The organism is Mycobacterium paraintracellulare, from assembly GCF_000276825.1.
In the GTDB taxonomy this organism is placed as follows: Bacteria; Actinomycetota; Actinomycetes; order Mycobacteriales; family Mycobacteriaceae; genus Mycobacterium; species Mycobacterium intracellulare.
The window spans coordinates 1,096,301-1,113,113 of sequence record NC_016948.1; the positions used below are offsets into that span (position 1 = coordinate 1,096,301).

The following is a 16,813-nucleotide window of genomic DNA, read 5'->3' on the forward strand; positions in this document are numbered from 1 at the left end:
GTTACGGTGTGAAGCCATGTGCCGACTCTTTGGCCTGCACGCCGGGACGCACGCGTGCACCGCGACCTTCTGGCTGCTGGACGCGCCGGACAGCCTGTCCGAACAGAGCCGGCGAAACCCGGACGGCACCGGCCTGGGCATCTTCGACGAGCACGCCGCGCCGCACCTCTACAAGGAGCCGATAGCGGCCTGGCAGGACGCCGCATTCGCGACCGAGGCGCACCGGTTGACCGGCACCACCGTCATCGCCCACGTCCGCTACGCCACCACCGGCTCGCTCGACATCCGCAACACCCACCCGTTTATGCAGGACGACCGGATCTTCGCGCACAACGGCGTCCTCGAAGGGCTGGACATCATCGACGAGCGGCTGCGCGAGATCGGTACCGCCGATTTGGTATTGGGCGACACCGACTCCGAGCGCGTGTTCGGCTTGATCACCGGCTCGATCCGGGCCCGCGGCGGCGACATCACCGCGGGGCTCGTCGACGCCATGCGATGGCTCGCCGAGCACGTTCCGATCTACGCGGTCAACGTGCTGCTGAGCACGGCCACCGACATGTGGGCGCTGCGTTACCCGCAAACCCACGAGCTCTACGTCTTGGATCGATCCGACGGTGTGGCGTCCCAAGACCCCGAATTCGACTTGCACACCATACGAATTCACGCGCGCTCCGAGCACCTGTGCACGCGGCCGTCGGTGGTGTTCGCCACCGAACGCATGGACGCCGACCCGCGCTGGCGCCTTCTCGAGCCCGGCGAGCTGATTCACGTCGACGCCGGGTTGCGCTTCACCCGCAGCCTGGTGCTGCCCGACCCGCCCAACCAGCTGTTGCGCCGCGAGGACCTGCGCACGCCGGTGGAGGACTCGCAACACGCCCTGCCGAGCACCCGGCGGCTGGTCTGAGGACGTTTGGCAGAGTTGGTGAGCGTGACGAACAAACGCGCCCTGGTGCTGGCGGGTGGCGGGATCGCGGGAATCGCCTGGGAGACAGGTGTTCTGCGGGGCATCGCCGACGAGTCGCCGGCCGCGGCCCGGCTGTTGATCGAATCGGACGTGCTGGTGGGGACGTCGGCGGGCTCGGCCGTCGCCGCGCAGCTCGGCAGCGGCCACACGCTGGACGAGCTGTTCGACCGGCAAGTCTCCGAGTCGTCGGCCGAAATCGACTCCGGCGTCGACGTCGACACCATCACCGAACTGTTCCTGACCGCCCTGGCCGCGCCGTACGAGGAGCCGCTGGACAAGACCCGCCAACAAATGCAGCGGATCGGGGCCGTGGCCCTGGCGACCGAAACCGTTCCCGCGCCGGTGCGCCGCCAGGTGATCGCGCAGCGCCTGCCGTCGCACGAGTGGCCCGAGCGCGCGGTGCGGCTCACCGCCATCGACGTCGCCACCGGAGAACTGACCGTCTTCGACCGCGAATCGGGCGTCGACCTCGTCGATGCCGTGGCGGCCAGCTGCGCGGTGCCCGGGGCGTGGCCGCCGGTGGCGATCGCGGACCGCCACTACATGGACGGCGGGGTGGCCAGCTCGGTCAACCTCGTGGTGGCCGCCGACTGTGACGTCGCGGTGGTGCTGGTGCCCTCGGGCATCGACGTGCCGTCGCCGTTCGGCGCCGGGCCCGCCGCCGAGGTCTCATCGTTTCCCGGCGCGGCGTTCGCGGTGTTCGCCGACGCCGATTCGCTGGCCGCCTTCGGGCCCAACGCCTTGGATCCGGGCTGCCGCATCCCCTCGGCCCTGGCCGGGCGCGAGCAGGGTCGCCGCGAAGCCGCGGCCCTCGCCCGGTTCCTGGGCTTGTGACGGATTTGGTTGCCGCACACAACCTTTAGCGATCGATCGCGGGCGGGGCGGCGTCGTCGCGCCCGGCTTCCAGCGTGTCCAGGGCGTCATCCGCGAGCGCTCGGCCGGTGGCGATCACCTCCACCGCCCGGTGAAATTCCAGGGCCCGACACGTCGACCGCGGAACCTCGATGAGCAGGTCGGGCGGGTAGACCGCCAGCGTGTGACGCGCCAGGGCGGCCTGCGCGATGTCGATCGTCCGGTTCATCACCTCGAAGCTGCCCAACTTCGGCACGTCGGACACCGCGGCGGCCAGCTCGCCGGCGACAGCGTCGGCCGGTGACGGCTCTTCGTCGGGGTTGTCCGACCAGTCATCCGGCTCGCCGCCCGGCCCGCCCAGCCTGCTCAGTACCGCCCGGGCGGTCGGCCGGTCGAGCAACGAGCGGGCGGCGGCCGTGTCGAGCAGCGCGGAGGTGCTGCGCAGCATGCGGGTCAACCATTCGGCGGTGGCCCCCGGCTCCGCTTCCCGGGTGGTGATCGCCTCGCTGCCGGACAGGTTCACCGCGATGGTCAGGTCGGCGTTGACGGCCGACAGCGGGGCCATCGGCAGCGGGTCCAGGATGCCGCCGTCGGCCAACAGCCTCCCGTCGACCGCGTGCGGCGCGATCACCCCCGGGATGGCGATCGACGCCCGGATCGCCTCGTCGAGGGGGCCGCGCTGAAACCACACCGACTTTCCCGCCAGCAGGTCGGTCGCCACCGCGGTGTACGGGATCCGCAGGTCTTCGATGGCGACCGGGCCCAGGATGTCGCGCACCGCGTCCAGGATCTTTCCGGCTCGCATCACGCCGGCCGCGCTGATCGACGGGTCCAGCAGCCGCAGGATGGTGCGCTGGGTCAGGGACTTCGCCCACTCGGAGAACTCGTCGAGCCGCCCGGCCGCGTGCAGGCCGCCGACCAGCGCGCCCATCGACGAGCCGGAGACGCCGACGACGTCATAACCGCGTTCGCGCAGCGCCTCGATCACCCCGATGTGCGCGTAGCCGCGGGCGCCACCGCTGCCGAGCGCCAGTGCCACCCGAGTCGGTGCCGAGCGACGCGAAAGTTCGTCAGGCACCCCACCATTTTGCGCGGCGGGGGTCCTCAGCGGGCCGCGCGCGGACTTTTTTCAGCCGTGATCGTAATTACTCCGCGGGGGAGGGCGCCCGCGCGCGGCGCTACCCGCACTCGTCGTTGGCCGCCGCCCGCGCGGCGACGATCACGGCGGCCTGCCGGGCCGGGGTCAGCTTCGACCAGGGGGCGTTCCAGCTGCCCGCGGTGCCCGACGGCGACGCCTGCAGCATGGCCAGATAGGGCTCGAACAGCGACGCGCCGGTCCTGGGCTGGCCATCCATCCACACTTTTGCGGCGTGACAGGCCTGGTAGTACTCCTCCTCGGTCGAGTGTGCGGGGACGTCGACCCTGGTGGTCACGCCGCCGGGGGACACGCCGATGGCGCCCGCCGGCACCGAGCCCGGGCCGCCGGCGCTGTCCGATTGCGGCGCCGACGAGGGGGCCGGTGGGCCGTGCTGGCCGCCCTGCGAGCAGCCCGCGACCGCCAGCAGGACGCCCACTACAGGGGCCGCGGCAACCGCCGCGCCCCGCCGCCGGGGTCGACCACCGCGCCAGCGCACGGTCTCAATCTATGCAACACTGGCTGCCGTGATGGAGCGCTTCGGATTTTGCGAGTGTTGTCGGCCGTAACACGCCGCCGCCCGTTCGATCCTCTTTCGCTCTGGAGTTCCCCCCATGACTTTGTCCCTTGCCGGGGCAGCGCCCGTCACCGCCGCGGTCACGCGCCCACGAACCCTCTCGTCCCCGTCCGCGGGCCCGACCCCGCTGCGGGTGCCCGACCTGTTGCACGCGACCGACCAGGCCGCCGACGACGTGCTCAGCGGGCGCTGCGACCACCTGCTGCCCGAGGGCGGCATCCCGGAGTCGCAGCGCTGGTTCACCCGCATCCACGGCGACGAGGAACTCGACGTCTGGCTGATCAGCTGGGTGCCCGGCCATCCGACCGAGCTGCACGACCACGGCGGCTCGCTGGGTGCGTTGACCGTCGTTTCCGGCTCGCTCAATGAATACCGTTGGGACGGAAGGGCTTTGCGGCGCCGTCGGCTCGACGCCGGCGACCAGGCCGGGTTCCCGCTGGGCTGGGTGCACGACGTTGTCTGGGCGCCGCGGCCGGTCACCGTGCCGGTCACGGGGTTGCCGGGTGCGAGCGCCGGGCCGGCGCAGCCGACCCTGAGCGTGCACGCGTACTCGCCGCCCCTGACCGCCATGTCGTACTACGACATCACCGACCGCAACACGTTGCGCCGGCAACGCACCGAACTGACCGACCAGCCGGAAGGATCGCCGTGAGCCGCATCGACGTCGTCTTGAGGTCCGCCCGGCGCCGGTATCGCCGCCTGCCCGCCACCGAAGTGCCCGACGCGCTGCGGCGCGGCGCGGTGCTCGTCGACATCCGGCCCCAGGCCCAGCGGTTCCGCGAGGGGGAGGTGCCCGGGGCGCTGGTGATCGAACGCAACGTCCTGGAGTGGCGCTGCGACCCCACCAGCGACGCCAAACTGCCCGAAGCCGTCGGTGACGACGTCGAATGGGTGATCCTGTGCTCGGAGGGCTACACGTCCAGCCTGGCTGCGGCCGCGCTGCTGGACATCGGCCTGCACCGCGCCACCGACGTCATCGGCGGGTATCACGCGTTGGCCGGCGCGGGCGTGCTCACCCAGCTGGCCGGCGGTGCGTCCGACGCCCCGTTGGCCGACACGGCCGCCGGCGCCCGCCGCTGGATCTAGCCGCTAGTTAACTGCAACCCCGACGGGTGATTCGGCACTGGGAACGCACGCGGCCGCGGTGACGGCGGTGAGTGCGAGGACCGCCGCAACGACGAGTTTCGCGGCTAGACGTGACATGAGGACTCCGTTCGTCGGCCCCCCGGCGCAGAACTGTAGCGGGCCTACGAGCAAATTTCAATAACGATTGAATTAATCGCTAACCGTCGGCTGATTGCGACGTCGGGTCCAGCCCCAGCTCGTCGGCGGGTGCGGTCAAGAACCGATGCACCGCCGGCCCCACCAACCCGACCACCTCGTCGACCCCGAGCGACGACAGCGGAGGCACCCGCATGACGTAGCGCAGCATTCCGGTGCCGACGAGGTTGGTCGCGGCCAGCGTTGCGCGCAGCCGCGCCTCATCTCCACCGCCCAAAGCGCTGGACACCGCGGTGAGCAGGTAGTCGTGCAGGAATCCGCGAAACGCGTCGTTGGCGTCGCCGTTCGACGTCGCCGACCGCACCATCGACGCCATGCTCGAGGCCGTGTCGGGCTGCTCCCAGATACCCAGGTAGGCCCGCACTACGCGGCAGCCCAGATCGTCGTCGTTGCGTGCGATCTCGGTCGTCAGCAGGTCAGCGGGCAGCACCAGCTTCAGCGATTCGCGAAACAATGCCGCCTTCGAGCCGAAGAGATAGAGAACCATCGAAGGATCAACTCGCGCATCGTCGGCGATCGCGCGCAGCGTCGTCTTGTCGTAGCCATGGGCGGCGAACTGCCGCTTCGCCGCGCGAAGGACCGCGTCGCGCGATACCGGCTCGCCCTGGCGTCTACCGCGCCGCTTCTGAATCCCAGACGGGGACACCGGTTCCCGGCCCACCCGGCTAGCCTTCGGCGTGCAGGAGCGGCCGCAGCCGGGCCGTCTTCTCCGGTGTCCACCCGGGCGGCGACATCACCGCCGCCCAGCCGTCGGCGACGTCGGCGACGTAACGGTGACCGTGCCCGTCGGGGACGTCCACCGCGACGGCCATGTCCGCCGACACCTGAAGGAAGGTGACGACCGGGATCCAGCGCGTCTGCGGCAACACGTCATAGCCGCGCCGCTCCCGCAACCAGTCGGGCTTGCTGAACACCAGGTCCGGGGTCCACCAGGCGATCGGGTCCGAGGCGTGCTGCAGATAGACCACCCGCGGGTGATCCCACGGATCCTTCGGGCGCGCCAGGTTGCCCGCGCGGGCCACGAAGCGGACGTAGCGGCCGTCGTCGTAGATCGGCAGCCATTCGGGGGACCCGGGGTCGCGTGTCGTGGTGAGGTCGGTCCAGATGGTGTTCTGGAACGTCGGCCCGCTGAACAGGGCGCCGTCGGTGCGGGCGAGCACGTTGTTCAGGCTCATGAACGACGCCTCGCCGCCGAACGAGCCGAGGCTCTCACCGAACACGACCAGCTTGGGGCGTTGGGCTTCCGGCATCTGGCGGATCAGCCGGTCGACGGCCTCGAACAGCGCCTGGCCGGCGTGCCGGGCGTTCTCCTTGTCCACCAAAAACGACAGCCAGCTCGGCAGGAACGAATACTGCATGCTGACGATCGCGGTGTTGCCGTTGTACATGTACTCGAGCGCGGTGGCCTCCGCCTCGTTGATCCAGCCGGTGCCGGTGGTGGTCGCGACCGCGACGACCGCGCGCCGCAGCCCGCCCGTGCGCTGCAGCTCGCGCGCGGCGAGTTCGGCGGTCGCGGTGATGCCGTCGGCGGAGTTCAGGCCCGCATACGCCCGGATCGGTTCGGTCGCCGGGGCGCCGTTGAACGCGGTCAGATCGCCGACCTTGGGACCGCCCTCGACGAAGACGCGCCCTTGGTGGCCAAGGGATTCCCACGACACCAGCGACTCCGGTCCGCCGGAGCGCAGCGCGGTCTTCGGCGGCGCGCTGTCGGGGTTCATCTCGTTGTTGGCCGAGGCGAAGGTGTCGTTCATGGTGCGCATGGCGAACTTGAGCACGACGCCGTTGAGCACGGTGACGGTCAGGACCGCCAGCGTGACGACCACGATGGTCGCCGAGAGCCGAAACGGCACGAACCGGTCGACCTGACCGACCAGGAAGCGGACCAACCAGCGGGTGAACTGGCCGATTTCGACCACCGTGAACAGCACCACCAGCGAGAGGACTCCCGACAGCGGGTAGTCGTACCACTCCAAATGTGGCACGCCCATCAGGTCGCGCACGTCGTCCTGCCACACGTGGAACCAGATCGCCATCAGTACCTGGCCGACCACACCGATCGGGATCAGCACCTTCCAGGCCCAGCGTGGCGGCGGCGGGCTGTGATCCTTTTCCCGCATGAACCGCACCAACCAGACCGAAAAGACGCCCAGCCCATAGCCGATGGCGCCGGAGAGCCCGCTGACGAGTCCCTGGAACAACGGGCCGCGCGGCAGCAGCGAGGGCGTCAGCGAAAGCCAGATGAAGACCAGGCCGACCGTGGTACCGGTGAATGTGTAATGCCGCACCCACCAAGGCTTTTCGGTCCACGGCAGGGTGGGGGCGGCGCGCCCGGCCCGCGGGGCGGGCGGGGCCTGTGAAACGGCGACCGCGGATTCCTCGACGTCGTCCGCCGGCTTGTCGCCGGTGTCGACGTTGGTCGCGGAGCCGGGTTCGCTCATGGTGCGTCCTAGCGGTGGGTGAAGTTCGGCGCGCGCTTCTCGACGAAGGCCGCCATCCCCTCGGATTGGTCCTCGGTCGCGAAAGTGGAGTGAAACAGTCGGCGTTCGTAGAGCAGCCCCTCGGCCAGCGTGGATTCGAACGCGCGGTTGACGGCCTCTTTGGCCATCCGCGACGCCGACCGCGACATCTGCGAAATGGTGGTCGCGACTTTCTTCGCCTCGGTCAGTAGGTCGTCGGCGGGCACCACGCGCGAAACCAGCCCGCTCCGTTCGGCCTCCGCGGCGTCGATGGTGCGCCCGGTCAGGATGAGGTCCATTGCCTTGGCCTTGCCGATGGCGCGGGTCAGGCGCTGCGAGCCGCCCATGCCGGGCAGCACACCGAGTTTGATCTCGGGCTGGCCGAATTTCGCTGTGTCGGCGGCGATCAGCACGTCGCACATCATGGCCAGCTCGCAGCCGCCACCGAGCGCGTGCCCGGCCACCGCGGCGATCGTCGGGGTGCGGACCTCGGCGAGTCTGCCCCAGGGGGCGAAGAAGTCGGCGCCGAAGGCGTCGGCGAACGTCAGCTCGGCCATCTCCTTGATGTCGGCGCCGGCGGCGAACGCTTTGGCCGAGCCGGTGATGATGATCGCGCCGATGCCGGGGTCGTCGTCGAAATCCGCTGCCGCACTGGTGACCTCGTTCATCACCTGGGTGTTCAGCGCGTTGAGGGCCTTCGGCCGGTTCAGCGTGATGATGCCGACGCGCTCCTCGCGCTCGACGAGGATGGTCTCGTACTGCGTGTCTGTCATCTGGGCCGCCTTTCTAGAAACTCAGGTCGTCGTCGACCGGGGTGAAATACGCCTCGACATCGGCCGCCGTGACGGCGGCCAGCTGCGCCGGCGACCACTTGGGATCGCGATCCTTGTCGATCAGCTGCGCGCGAATTCCCTCGACCAGGTCGTGTGAGCGCAGCGACGCCGAGGACACCCGATAGTCCTGAACGAGAACGTCTTTGAGCGTTTCCAGTTCGGCCGCGCGGCGTACCGCCTCCAGCGTCACCGATAACGCGATGGGGGAGCGGGTGGCGATCAGGTTGGCGGCGTCGTTCGCCGGGCCCGCGCCGTGGCCCGCGAGGGCCGCGACGATGTCCTCGACCGTGTCGCGCGCGAAGCAGTCGTCGATCCAATCGCGTTGTGCGGCAAGTTCACTCGGTGGCGGTTCGACGGTGTATTTGGCGAGCGCGTTCTCGACGCCGTCCCCGACGATCGCCCGACGGAACGCCTCGATGTCGGCGTGCGGCACGTAGTGGTCGGCGAAGCCCATGGCGATGGCGTCGGCTCCCGAGAACGGCGCCCCGGTCAGCGCGGCGTGCAGGCCCAGGCCGCCGGGCGCGCGCGACAGCAGGTAAACCCCGCCGACGTCGGGGATGAAGCCGATTCCGACCTCGGGCATGGCGATCTTGGAGGTGTCGGTCACCACCCGGGTGTTCGCGTGCGCGCTGACGCCCACACCGCCACCCATCACGATGCCGTCCATCACCGCGACGTATGGCTTGGCGAAGTCGGCGATCTGGGCGTTGAGCAGATATTCGTCGCGCCAGAAGCGTCGCGCCTCCGCCCCGTCCTTGCGCGCGCTGTGGTAGATCGAGACCACGTCGCCGCCCGCGCACAGTCCGCGTTCACCGGCGCCGGAGAGCACCACCGCGCGCACCGCCACGTCGCCGGCCCAGCGGGTGAGGATGGCGGTCAGATCGTCCACCATCCGTTGGTTCAGCGAGTTGATCGCCTTGGGCCGGTTGAGCGTGATCAAGCCGACGCTTCCGTCAACCTCGGTGAGAACCTCATCGGATCCGTCGGTCACGCCTTAGCCTCCCTCGCGCCGGTCCAGCCTCGAGGAAGAAATCTAGATCGTCACGACCGGCGCGGTATGCGCGGGTAAGGGTTATGTTTAACGCGACGACAACGGCTTAAGCCTTCCAAGGCTCGAGAACTCCGCAAAATGCCCAGCTCGGCTGGGAACCTGGGTGGACCGCTGATCGTTGAGATGGTGTTCGCACAGCTCGAAGCCAATAAGAGAGGATCCGACGGTGCGGGAGACAAGCAACCCGGTATTTCGTTCGCTGCCTAAGCAGAGGGGCGGATACGCGCAATTCGGCACTGGCGCGGCCCCGATGCAGGGCTACCAGGCCGACCCCTATGCGGCTCCCTACCAGGCCCCGTACCAGGAGGCCCGGCCTTCGCGCCCCCTGACCATCGACGACGTCGTCACCAAGACCGGCATCACGCTGGCCGTGCTGGCGGCCTCCGCCGTCGTCTCCTACTTCTTGGTGGTCTCGAACCTCGCGCTGGCGATGCCGCTGACCCTGATCGGCGCGCTCGGCGGCCTGGGCCTGGTGCTGGTCGCGACCTTCGGTCGCAAGCAGGACAGCCCGGCGATCGTGCTCAGCTACGCCGTACTCGAGGGTTTGTTCCTGGGAGCGCTTTCGTTCGTCTTCGCCCACTTCTCGGTGTCGAACGCCAACGCCGGCGTGTTGATCGGGGAGGCCGTGATGGGCACCTTCGGGGTGTTCTTCGGCATGCTGGTCGTCTACAAGACCGGCGCCATCCGGGTCACGCCCAAGTTCACCCGCATGGTGGTCGCCGCGCTGTTCGGCGTGCTGGCCCTGATGCTCGGCAACTTCGTGCTGGCCATGTTCGGTGTCGGCGGCGGCGCGGGCCTGGGCCTGCGCAGCGGCGGCCCGCTCGCGATCATCTTCTCGCTGGTGTGCATCGGCATCGCGGCGTTCAGCTTCCTGATCGACTTCGACGCGGCCGACCAGATGGTCCGCGCCGGTGCGCCGGAGAAGGCGGCGTGGGGCATCGCGCTGGGCCTGACCGTGACGCTGGTCTGGCTGTACATCGAGATCCTGCGCCTGCTCAGCTATCTACAAAACGATTAGCTCTGCCACACAAAAACCGGCACGCCGATGGGCGTGCCGGTTTTTGTCTGCGGTCCTCGTGCACTGCCGTTGAGTGTGAAGCGCCGGCGTCGAGAGTGAACCAGCGGTGCGCTGGCTCGGCTTGGGCTCAAGGGGTGATTGCAACACTTCGTAGTTAGGGGTGTTGATGACGGGTCAGCCTCAGTTGTTGTCGGTGCAGCGCCGGTATTGGGAGTTGATCGCGTCCGGGGTGTCCTCGGAGGATGCCGGGGTTGCGGTCGGCGTGTCGGCAACGTGCGGCGGCAAGTGGTTTCGCAGGTTTGGTGGTGTGAATCCGCGATGGTTAGCCCCTCAGGGGCAGAAACGGCCGCGGTTGTCGGCTGATGAGCGTGAACAGATCATGATCGGCACCGCTCAGGGCGAATCGATTCGCTCGATGGCAGCCCGGTTGGGCCGGGCCCCGTCGACAGTCATGCGCGAGATCGCCAACAACGGCGTGATGCGGGGGTATGTGGGCCGTTATCGTTCTCGTTACCGCTTCGGAGCCCGCCGAGCGGGCGTGGATGCGAAATCGGGCTATTCGGCGCGGATTGCTCAGCTTCGCAGCGAGCAGCGAGCGCGCCGGCCCAAGATCGGCAAGCTGGGTCGCTGCCCTGCGTTGCGTGATCAGGTGCAAGCGTGGTTGGTCAAGAAGTACAGCCCGGAGCAGATTGCCGGGATGTTGGCCACGACGTATTCCGACCGCCCGGAGATGCAGGTGTCCCACGAAACCATCTACAAGGCGCTCTACGTGCAAGGACGCGGGGAGCTACGCCGCGAGCTGACTAAGTGTTTGCGGACCGGGCGGGCATTGCGCAAGCCACGGGCCAGAGTCGGCGCCCGTAGCGGCTGCGGCCGAATTCCGGGCATGGTCAACATCAGTGAGCGGCCCGCTGAGGCCGCTGACCGCGCGGTGCCCGGGCACTGGGAGGGTGACTTAATCCTGGGCAAAAATCAGCACTCTCAGATCGGCACCCTGGTCGAACGTTCCACCGGGTTCGTGCAACTGCTGCACCTGCCCGCCCGTCGCGACCCTGAGACGGTGGCTGATGCGATGATCGCCACCATCAAAACCCTGCCCCAGGCATTGCGGCGCTCGCTGACCTGGGACCAAGGCCACGAAATGTTGCGCCATGCCCGCATCAGTATCGATGCCGGTATCGACATCTACTTTTGCGATCCACACTCACCCTGGCAGCGCGGCAGCAACGAAAACACCAATGGCCTATTGCGCCAATACTTTCCGAAAGGCACCGACTTATCCGTGCACTCGGCCGACTACCTCGCCGAAGTCGCCGCTGAACTCAACGAACGCCCACGCAAACGCTTCGGCTGGGACAGCCCCGCCCAAGTCCTCAACCGGCTACTGTCAAACCCGCCACAAACCACTGTTGCAACCAAACCTTGAAACCACCCGGCGTGTCGCCGCCCAGGCTTCACACTCAAAGCCCGGGTTTCACACGCAAAGCCGGGACGCACCCAACGACGAGCGACTCAGCTGAGCCGCTCGATCACCATCGCCATACCCTGCCCGCCGCCGACGCACATGGTCTCCAGGCCGAACGTCTTGTCGTGCGTCTGCAGGTTGTTGAGCAGCGTGGTGGCGATGCGGGCACCGGTCATGCCGAACGGGTGGCCCAGCGCGATCGCCCCGCCGGACACGTTCAGCTTGTCCTCGTCGATGCCCAGCTCGCGGGCCGAGCCCAGCACCTGGACGGCGAACGCCTCGTTGATCTCGAACAGGTCGATGTCGCTGACCGACAGCTTGGCCCGCGCCAGCGCCTTCTTGGTCGCCTCGATCGGGCCCAGGCCCATGATCTCCGGGGAGAGGCCGCTGACCCCGGTGGACACGATCCGCGCCAGCGGCGTCAGGCCGAGCTCCTTGGCCTTGGTGTCGCTGGTGATCACCACCGCGGCCGCGCCGTCGTTCAGCGGGCACGCGTTGCCCGCGGTCACCGTGCCGTTGGGCCGGAACACCGGCTTGAGCTGGCTGATCTTCTCGTAGGTGGTGCCGGGGCGGGGGCCGTCGTCGGTGCTCACCGTGGTGCCGTCGGGCAGGGTCACCGGGGTGATCTCCCGCTCGAAGAACCCGCTCTTGATCGCCTCCTCGGCGCGGTTCTGGCTGCGCACTCCCCAGTGGTCCTGGTCTTCGCGGCTGATGCCGGTCAGCAAGGCGACGTTCTCGGCGGTCTGCCCCATCGCGATGTACACGTCGGGCAGGTTGCCGTCGGCGCGGGGATCGTGCCACTCGTCGGCACCTTCGGCCGCGGCGGCCGAGCGCTCCTGAGCCTCACCGAACAGCGAGTTCTTGGTGTCCGGCCACGAGTCGGCGCTGCCCTTGGCGAACCGCGACACGGTTTCCACACCCGCCGAGATGAACGCGTCGCCCTCACCGGCCTTGATCGCGTGGAACGCCATCCGGGAGGTCTGCAGCGACGACGAGCAGTACCGGTTGACGGTGGTGCCCGGCAGGAAGTCGAACCCGAGTTCGACGGCGATGACTCGCGCCAGGTTGTATCCGGATTCGCCGGCGGGCTGCCCGCAGCCCAGGATCAGGTCGTCGATCTGGTGCGGGTTCAGGGCGGGCACCTTGTCCAGCGCGGCCTTCACGATCTGGACGGTCAGGTCGTCGGGGCGCATGTTGACCAGCGACCCCTTCATCGCGCGGCCGATCGGCGAGCGAGCAGTTGAGACAATGACGGCTTCAGGCATGGTGGTTCCCTTCAGATCCCTGCAGATCCCACAGATGGGGCTGGCTCGCTTCATCATCGGGCGGTGGGCCCACGCCGACGGGCGAAGACAAATCTAGTCGCTGCCAACCTCGGGGCACGAAGACGGGGCAGGTCCGGGTGCCGGGCGCCGCCACAGCCGCGACATCACGCTCGCCCGCGTGTGGCGCTGCCCCAGGACCGGCTCCGCCGGCGGCACCGGCGGACTCAGCGGCGGGCGGTCCACCTTCTCGCCCAGCGCGTCGCACAGGGCCAGCAGCAGCGCGTCGGCGGCCAGCGCATAGGCGGGCGCCGACGGGTGGTAGCCGTCGGCGGAGAACATCGCGTCGGGCGTGGCCCGGAACTGCGGCGCCATCAGCTGCGCCAGCGGCACCGGCACGCCGCCGGCCGAGCGGACCGCCGCGGTCTGGGCGCGGGCGAGTTGCAGGCAACGCTCGTGCGCGAGCGACCGCAGCGGCTGCGGAATCGCGCTGATGAAGCCCAGATCCGGGCAGGTGCCGACGATCACCACGGCGCCCCGGGCGCGCAGCCTGCGGACGACCAACCCCAGCCGTTGCGCCGACTGGCTCACCCCGTTGAGCGCGGTGACGTCGTTCGCGCCGACCATGACCACCGCCACGTCCGGCGGGGGGCCCGCCACGAACATGGCGTCGACTTGGCCGCACAAGCCCTTCGAGGTGGCGCCCACAATGGCCTTGGTGCTCAGCCGGATTCGCTTGCCGGTCTGCTCGGCCAGGCCGCGCGCGATCCGCACCCCCGGCACCTCGTCGGCACTCATGCATCCGTATCCGGCGGCGGTCGAATCGCCGAAGATCATCAGGTGCAGGTCGGCCGCCATCCCGCGGCGCCACCGCTCCACGGGCCCACCGCCGCGCGTGTACACGCCGTCGGCGCGGGGCGGGATGTCCCATGCCTTGGGGATGACGGTGCGCGCGTGGGACGCCTGGCCGACCAACAGACTGCGTGCCCCCAGGTAGGCGGTTCCTGTCGAGGCCAGCGCGCCCGCTGTGGCCAGGGCGATCGCCGACCGGCGTGGCACCCGAATGGTCACGCACTCAAGTTTAGGGCCGCTGCGGAGTTTGCGCGGCCGGTGCGAAAAAACGAACTGATCACGGTGCGAAGCAAAACTGGTATCAACTCAGAGATTTCATACGTTGCACTAAGCGATGGCTGTCAAGCTGAGAACAAGGGGATGGCTGAGCGCTTTGGCAAACGGTCGAACCAGACGCTCAACAGCCTCGTCACATGCTGTATCGCACTACAACGGCGTAGGAAGTGTTGAGCATGACCGCACCTAGCAAGGTATCGGGGTCGCCTGAGGCCACCGTTCGTGCCCATGATGTCCTCAAAGCCCGTCGGGCCCAGACGCGCAAGTTCGCGATCAGCGACGGCGCGCCCGTCGAGGTCCTCGAATCCGGCCCCAGCGTTGCTGCGCGATTGGCCAACCTGACGTCACGGCTGACGATCCGGCCGATTCTGACCGTCGGCAGCCACGTCCCCAACCTGCCGTGGCCGTGGGGCCTCATCGACCTCACCGCCCGGGTGCTGATCCCGGCGTCGGCCACCGTCCGCGAGACGGTGAAGTTGCCGCACGCCTCGGCGCAGCTGGTGCGCGCGCCCGGCGTGCTTCCCGCCGACGGCAGCCGCCGCGTGGTCGTCTACCTCCACGGCGGCGCGTTTTTGACCTGCGGGGCAAACTCGCACGGCCGGCTCGTCGAAGCCCTCTCCAAGTTCGCCGACGCGCCCATCTTGGTGGTCAATTACCGTCTGCTGCCCAAGAATTCGGTGGGCATGGCGATCGAGGATTGTCACGACGCCTACCGATGGCTGCGGCTGCGCGGCTACCAACCCGACCAGATCGTGCTGGCGGGCGATTCTGCGGGCGGCTACCTGGCGCTCACGCTCGCGCAACGCCTGCAGGAGGAAGGCGAGGAGCCCGCGGCGCTCGTGGCGATCTCGCCGCTGCTGCAGCTGGCGAAGGAACCCAAGCAGGCCCACCCCAACATCGACACGGACGCGATGTTCTCCGCCGGGGCGTTCGACGCCCTCGCCGAGCTGGTTGCCGCCGCGGCCGGAAAGAACAAGGTCGACGGCAAAGCCGAGGAGATCTACGAGCCGCTGGAACACATCAAGCCGGGCCTGCCGCGCACGCTGATTCACGTCTCGGGCTCCGAGGTGTTGCTGCACGACGCGCGGTTGGCGGCGAGCCGGCTGGCCGCAGTCGGCACCCCGGCCGAGGTGCGGGTGTGGCCCGGCCAGATCCACGACTTCCAGCTGGCCGCGCCGATGGTGCCGGAGGCCGTGCGCTCGCTGCGCCAGATCGGCGACTACATCCGCGAGGCCACCGAGTAGCGCGCCGCGCGAAACCGCCTGAGACGATGTGACGCATGCGGATCGCGCAGCACATCAGTGACCTCATCGGCGGCACGCCGCTGGTGCGCCTGAACTCCGTCGTTCCCGACGGTGCCGGCATCGTGGCGGCCAAGGTCGAATACCTCAACCCCGGCGGCAGCTCGAAGGACCGGATCGCGGTCAAGATGATCGACGCCGCCGAAGCCAGCGGACAGCTGCGGCCCGGCGGCACGATCGTCGAACCCACGTCGGGCAACACCGGCGTCGGGCTGGCGTTGGTCGCCCAGCACCGCGGGTACAAGTGTGTGTTCGTCTGCCCGGACAAGGTCAGCGAGGACAAGCGCAACGTGCTGATCGCGTACGGCGCCGAGGTGGTCGTGTGCCCGACGGCCGTGCCCCCCGACCACCCGGACAGCTACTACAGCGTCTCCGACCGGCTGGTCACCGAAATCGAGGGCGCGTGGAAACCGGACCAGTACGCCAACCCGGAAGGCCCGGCCAGCCACTACGCCACCACCGGCCCGGAGATCTGGGCCGACACCGACGGCAAGGTCACCCACTTCGTCGCCGGCATCGGCACCGGCGGCACGATCACCGGCGCCGGCCGCTACCTCAAGGAGATATCGAACGGGGCCGTGCGCATCATCGGCGCCGACCCCGAGGGCTCGGTGTATTCGGGCGGCACCGGCCGGCCCTATCTGGTGGAGGGCGTCGGCGAGGACTTCTGGCCGCAGGCCTATGACCGCACGGTGCCCGACGAGATCATCGCGGTGTCCGACTCCGACTCGTTCGACATGACCCGGCGCCTGGCCCGCGAGGAGGCGATGCTGGTCGGCGGGTCGTGCGGGATGGCGGTGGTCGCCGCGCTGCGCGTCGCCGAGCAAGCCGGACCCGACGCGCTCGTCGTGGTCCTGCTGCCCGACGGCGGCCGGGGCTACATGTCGAAGATCTTCAACGACGCCTGGATGTCGTCGTACGGGTTCCTGCGCAGCCGGCTCGACGGGTCCACCGAGCAGTCCAGGGTCGGCGACGTGTTGCGCCGCAAGTCCGGTGCGCTGCCCGACCTGGTGCACACCCACCCGTCGGAGACGGTGCGCGACGCCATCGGCATCCTGCGCGAGTACGGGGTGTCCCAGATGCCGGTGGTCGGCGCCGAGCCGCCGGTGATGGCGGGGGAGGTCGCCGGCAGCGTCTCCGAACGTGAATTGCTGTCGGCGGTGTTCGAGGGCCGGGCGAAACTGGCCGACGCGGTCGCCCAGCACATGAGCCCGCCGCTGCCGATGATCGGCGCGGGTGAGCTGATCAGCGCGGCGGGCACGGCGTTGCGGGACTGGGACGCGTTGATGGTGGTCGAGGAGGGCAAACCGGTCGGCGTGATCACCCGTTATGACCTGCTGGGCTTCCTCTCCGAGGCGCCCCGTGGACTGAGCGGACGCCGGTAGTTCGCCGCGCTCGGCGGGTGATGCGCGTCTCGCCCGTCCGTGAAACGCTCAGGTACGGTAATTCGGCTAATCCAGCGAGATGTCCGGCTGTTCCGCAGTGGA

The 16,813-nt window shown here is 68.9% G+C and carries 16 protein-coding genes; 8 read left to right on the forward strand and 8 right to left on the reverse strand.

The window, feature by feature from the left end; translation table 11 throughout:
- The first annotated feature begins 16 nt into the window (after positions 1-16).
- Both OCQ_RS05400 and OCQ_RS05405 read left to right on the forward strand, forming a co-directional pair.
- The gene (locus tag OCQ_RS05400) at positions 17-907 is read left to right on the forward strand and encodes a class II glutamine amidotransferase (protein WP_008254266.1); all 891 of its coding nucleotides are present in this window, start codon (positions 17-19) and stop codon (positions 905-907) included.
- A 24-nt stretch (positions 908-931) separates the two neighbouring features.
- Complete coding sequence (locus OCQ_RS05405; RefSeq protein ID WP_008254267.1) at positions 932-1,801, forward strand: patatin-like phospholipase family protein; 870 nt, start codon at positions 932-934, stop codon at positions 1,799-1,801.
- Between the two features lie 25 nt (positions 1,802-1,826).
- Here the strand turns inward: OCQ_RS05405 and OCQ_RS05410 are convergent, their stop codons facing one another.
- A complete protein-coding gene (locus OCQ_RS05410; RefSeq protein WP_170320553.1) occupies positions 1,827-2,897 on the reverse strand; it encodes a patatin-like phospholipase family protein in 1,071 nt (356 codons plus the stop codon).
- Between the two features lie 100 nt (positions 2,898-2,997).
- The gene (locus OCQ_RS05415; RefSeq protein ID WP_008254276.1) at positions 2,998-3,393 is read right to left on the reverse strand and encodes a lipoprotein LpqV; all 396 of its coding nucleotides are present in this window, start codon (positions 3,391-3,393) and stop codon (positions 2,998-3,000) included.
- A gap of 175 nt (positions 3,394-3,568) precedes the next feature.
- On the opposite strand from OCQ_RS05415, the gene OCQ_RS05420 reads away from it, so the two are divergent.
- Together OCQ_RS05420 and OCQ_RS05425 are read left to right on the forward strand one after the other, a co-directional pair.
- Entirely contained in the window at positions 3,569-4,183 is a 615-nt protein-coding gene (locus tag OCQ_RS05420; RefSeq protein ID WP_008254278.1) for a cupin domain-containing protein, read from the forward strand.
- On the forward strand, positions 4,180-4,617 hold the full coding sequence (locus OCQ_RS05425; protein ID WP_008254281.1) for a rhodanese-like domain-containing protein: 438 nt from the start codon (positions 4,180-4,182) through the stop codon (positions 4,615-4,617). Before OCQ_RS05420 ends, OCQ_RS05425 begins: the two co-directional genes overlap by 4 nt.
- 196 nt (positions 4,618-4,813) lie before the next feature.
- On the opposite strand, the gene OCQ_RS05430 is transcribed toward OCQ_RS05425, so the two are convergent.
- Genes OCQ_RS05430 through OCQ_RS05445 form a run of 4 tightly spaced genes read right to left on the reverse strand, consistent with a single transcriptional unit; the run spans position 4,814 to position 9,092 of the window.
- The gene (locus OCQ_RS05430; protein ID WP_014383984.1) at positions 4,814-5,473 is read right to left on the reverse strand and encodes a TetR/AcrR family transcriptional regulator; all 660 of its coding nucleotides are present in this window, start codon (positions 5,471-5,473) and stop codon (positions 4,814-4,816) included.
- A 4-nt stretch (positions 5,474-5,477) separates the two neighbouring features.
- Positions 5,478-7,250 (reverse strand): alpha/beta hydrolase, encoded by a 1,773-nt coding sequence (locus tag OCQ_RS05435; protein WP_009957777.1) that lies wholly within the window; start codon positions 7,248-7,250, stop codon positions 5,478-5,480.
- A gap of 8 nt (positions 7,251-7,258) precedes the next feature.
- Positions 7,259-8,041, reverse strand: a complete 783-nt coding sequence (locus OCQ_RS05440) for an enoyl-CoA hydratase (RefSeq protein ID WP_008254287.1) — start codon at positions 8,039-8,041, stop codon at positions 7,259-7,261.
- Positions 8,042-8,054: 13 nt separating this feature from the next.
- Positions 8,055-9,092, reverse strand: coding sequence for an enoyl-CoA hydratase/isomerase family protein (locus OCQ_RS05445; protein WP_008254290.1), 1,038 nt, complete (start codon positions 9,090-9,092; stop codon positions 8,055-8,057).
- Between the two features lie 226 nt (positions 9,093-9,318).
- Here OCQ_RS05445 and OCQ_RS05450 point away from each other — a divergent pair, with 226 nt between their 5' ends.
- A complete protein-coding gene (locus tag OCQ_RS05450; protein ID WP_026071427.1) occupies positions 9,319-10,170 on the forward strand; it encodes a Bax inhibitor-1/YccA family protein in 852 nt (283 codons plus the stop codon).
- Between the two features lie 166 nt (positions 10,171-10,336).
- Complete coding sequence (locus OCQ_RS05455) at positions 10,337-11,596, forward strand: IS30 family transposase (protein ID WP_167324038.1); 1,260 nt, start codon at positions 10,337-10,339, stop codon at positions 11,594-11,596.
- 86 nt (positions 11,597-11,682) lie between these two features.
- Here the strand turns inward: OCQ_RS05455 and OCQ_RS05460 are convergent, their stop codons facing one another.
- Both OCQ_RS05460 and OCQ_RS05465 read right to left on the reverse strand, forming a co-directional pair.
- A complete protein-coding gene (locus OCQ_RS05460; protein WP_009954588.1) occupies positions 11,683-12,900 on the reverse strand; it encodes an acetyl-CoA C-acetyltransferase in 1,218 nt (405 codons plus the stop codon).
- Between the two features lie 93 nt (positions 12,901-12,993).
- On the reverse strand, positions 12,994-13,956 hold the full coding sequence (locus OCQ_RS05465; protein ID WP_139826565.1) for an SGNH/GDSL hydrolase family protein: 963 nt from the start codon (positions 13,954-13,956) through the stop codon (positions 12,994-12,996).
- 245 nt (positions 13,957-14,201) lie between these two features.
- On the opposite strand from OCQ_RS05465, the gene OCQ_RS05470 reads away from it, so the two are divergent.
- Together OCQ_RS05470 and OCQ_RS05475 are read left to right on the forward strand one after the other, a co-directional pair.
- Complete coding sequence (locus OCQ_RS05470) at positions 14,202-15,269, forward strand: alpha/beta hydrolase (RefSeq protein WP_009954592.1); 1,068 nt, start codon at positions 14,202-14,204, stop codon at positions 15,267-15,269.
- A 35-nt stretch (positions 15,270-15,304) separates the two neighbouring features.
- Positions 15,305-16,711, forward strand: a complete 1,407-nt coding sequence (locus OCQ_RS05475) for a cystathionine beta-synthase (RefSeq protein ID WP_014383986.1) — start codon at positions 15,305-15,307, stop codon at positions 16,709-16,711.
- Positions 16,712-16,813: the final 102 nt, after the last annotated feature.

What these genes read in the sequence shown, in the direction of transcription:
- OCQ_RS05460 (WP_009954588.1), bottom strand. Translation starts at nt 12,900, where the DNA reads ATGCCTGAAGCCGTCATTGTCTCAACTGCTCGCTCGCCGATCGGCCGC.
- OCQ_RS05470 (WP_009954592.1), top strand. Translation starts at nt 14,202, where the DNA reads ATGACCGCACCTAGCAAGGTATCGGGGTCGCCTGAGGCCACCGTTCGT.
- OCQ_RS05455 (WP_167324038.1), top strand. Translation starts at nt 10,337, where the DNA reads ATGACGGGTCAGCCTCAGTTGTTGTCGGTGCAGCGCCGGTATTGGGAG.
- OCQ_RS05475 (WP_014383986.1), top strand. Translation starts at nt 15,305, where the DNA reads ATGCGGATCGCGCAGCACATCAGTGACCTCATCGGCGGCACGCCGCTG.
- OCQ_RS05420 (WP_008254278.1), top strand. Translation starts at nt 3,569, where the DNA reads ATGACTTTGTCCCTTGCCGGGGCAGCGCCCGTCACCGCCGCGGTCACG.
- OCQ_RS05440 (WP_008254287.1), bottom strand. Translation starts at nt 8,041, where the DNA reads ATGACAGACACGCAGTACGAGACCATCCTCGTCGAGCGCGAGGAGCGC.
- OCQ_RS05400 (WP_008254266.1), top strand. Translation starts at nt 17, where the DNA reads ATGTGCCGACTCTTTGGCCTGCACGCCGGGACGCACGCGTGCACCGCG.
- OCQ_RS05435 (WP_009957777.1), bottom strand. Translation starts at nt 7,250, where the DNA reads ATGAGCGAACCCGGCTCCGCGACCAACGTCGACACCGGCGACAAGCCG.